Annotated in this window: 2 protein-coding genes; one reads left to right on the top strand and one right to left on the bottom strand. The window is 43.9% G+C overall.

Annotated features, from left to right (window positions below; all coding sequences use genetic code 11):
- Positions 1-38 precede the first annotated feature (38 nt).
- Positions 39-1,007 (top strand): hypothetical protein, encoded by a 969-nt coding sequence (locus WBA23_RS23380; protein WP_424584692.1) that lies wholly within the window; start codon positions 39-41, stop codon positions 1,005-1,007.
- A gap of 46 nt (positions 1,008-1,053) precedes the next feature.
- On the opposite strand, the gene WBA23_RS23375 is transcribed toward WBA23_RS23380, so the two are convergent.
- A partial coding sequence (locus WBA23_RS23375) for a sigma 54-interacting transcriptional regulator (protein ID WP_424584691.1) occupies positions 1,054-1,835 on the bottom strand: 782 nt, incomplete at its 5' end.

Here is a 1,835-nt window from a genome sequence, read left to right as displayed (position 1 = left end):
GCATATTTCCCGGCATTTGTATCAAGAATTAATGGATAATGTCGAGAACAGTTAATTTTAAATCACCTGAATCACGCCTGCTAATTAACCTTCCAGGGAATCGTGACGACCCTACGTTCATCGTTTTTGCAGGAGTGCACGGAAACGAACCAAGTGGATTAATTGCCCTAGAAAAAGTACTTGAAAAAATTAAGGACCAGCAAATTACGTTACAGGGCAATTTCTACGGGATTGCCGGAAACCTACCCGCCATCCAGAAAACAGTGCGCTTTTGCGATGAAGACCTAAACCGGGTCTTTTTGCCGAAACGGGTAGCTAAAGTACAGGATAGCCAGGAAGTGTTGAACATCGAAGAGCAACAGCTTCAAGAAATTCTTCATCTAACCCAAGAAATAAACCGCCAGACATCTGGTGAGGTATACTTTATAGACTGTCATACCACTTCCGCAGAAAGTGTTCCCTACATCAGCTTAAATGAGGGCTATCGTGATAGTTATGTATTTGCTAAGGGCATAGCCGCCACTAGCATCATGGGTATTGAGCGGGAAATTAAGGGGTGCTTACCCGAATGGTTCAACCAGCAAGGGTGGCACGGTTTTACTTTTGAAGCCGGGCAACACTTCGCGGCTTCTTCAGTAGAAAGCCAGGAGGCCGTTATTTGGCAAGGACTGTTTCACGCAGGGTGTCTTACCCAAACTGAACACAAAAAGCTATTTGACTGGTCGCATCAGGTTTTGTACACCCACGGTGACAACCACTATTCTTTTTACTCGGTTATTTCTTCCTACCGCATTCAGCCCAATGAAGAATTTGTTATGAAGCCGGGCTACAAAAATTTCCAGAAGATTCACCGGGGCGAGGAATTAGCTACCATTAACGGTCAGCCCGTTTATTCACCGGCCAACGCTTATATTTTAATGCCACTCTACCAAAATCAGGGTTCCTTTGGTTTCTTCATTGCCGAAGAAGTGGATGAAGATTTGATTGAATTTAAGGAGCTACATTAATTGGTAACTGAGAGTTAGATTGTACAATGTTGTAACTCTATCATGGTTACAACCCAAATTTTTCCAATCGTCGGTACAATGCTGTGCGTGTAATACCCAATTCTTTGGCAGTATGAGTGATATTACCCAGATGACGATCTAGTGCCTGCTTAATAAAATTTCGCTCGTTTTCATCCAACGTTATGGGAGCTTCGGTCAAAGTATTCAGATCGGAGGATGATCCGAGAGCAAAATCCTCCGGCTGCAATTCCGAGGCATTACTGAGAATGACCGCCCGCTCAATAGCATGTTGTAATTCTCGCACATTACCAGGCCATTCATAATTTTGCAGGTAGCGAAGCGTCGGTTCGATTAGCTCAGCTTGAGGTTTATGGTATTTCTCCGCATACAGTGCTAAAAAGTGCTCGGCTAATAACGGAATATCATTCGCGCGATCTCGTAGTGGAGGCACCGATATTTCAACCGTATTAATTCGGTATAATAAATCCTGCCGGAAAGCCATATCAGAATCTGCCGCTGAACCACTAATTAGTTGATTAGTGGCACAAACAAGCCGAATATCTATGGACACTTCCTGATTAGAACCAACTCGGCTTACTCGGCGCGTTTGTAATACAGTTAAGAGTTTAGCTTGCTGAGCTAGAGTTAAATTACCAATCTCATCTAAAAACAAAGTCCCGCCTGATGCCTGCTCAAATTTACCAACTTTATCGTGAGAGGCATCGGTAAAAGCACCTTTCACGTGGCCGAATAATTCACTTTCGAGCAGCGTCGGAGTCAACGCTCCTACATCTACTCGCACAAGAGACTGATCTTTTCGACCAGATT

It is taken from the genome of Tunicatimonas sp., from assembly GCF_049647865.1.
Taxonomy (GTDB): Bacteria; Bacteroidota; Bacteroidia; order Cytophagales; family Cyclobacteriaceae; genus Tunicatimonas.
This window is presented reverse-complemented; position numbering and strand designations above follow the sequence as displayed.

What these genes read in the sequence shown, in the direction of transcription:
- WBA23_RS23380 (WP_424584692.1), top strand. Translation starts at nt 39, where the DNA reads ATGTCGAGAACAGTTAATTTTAAATCACCTGAATCACGCCTGCTAATT.